At 59.4% G+C, this 256-nt stretch carries 1 protein-coding gene; it reads left to right on the plus strand.

The genetic code is table 11. The annotated features are described in order from the left end of the window. A partial coding sequence (locus QM600_RS29585) for an Ig-like domain-containing protein (protein ID WP_283265338.1) occupies window positions 1–256 on the plus strand: 256 nt, incomplete at both ends.

Genomic DNA, 256 nt, shown 5'->3' on the forward strand with positions numbered 1-256 from the left:
TCTGCTGCGGGCACGGTCTCGTTCAAGGTTGCCGGTTCTGAAATCGGTACTGCTGTTGTGTCGAATGGTGTTGCGACTCTGTCGCATGTGTTTGCTGCTGCGGGTGCGCAGTCTGTGACGGCGGCCTTCTCGGGTACGGGTTTTGTTGCTTCGTCGGCTGGTCCGTCGACGGTGACGGTGTCTAATCCGCCTCCGACTATGGTGAACCAGTCGACGACCTCCGGCCAGTGGACGTTCAACCGAACGATCAGCAACG

Source organism: Rhodococcus sp. IEGM 1379 (assembly GCF_030056815.1).
Taxonomy (GTDB): domain Bacteria; phylum Actinomycetota; class Actinomycetes; order Mycobacteriales; family Mycobacteriaceae; genus Rhodococcus_F.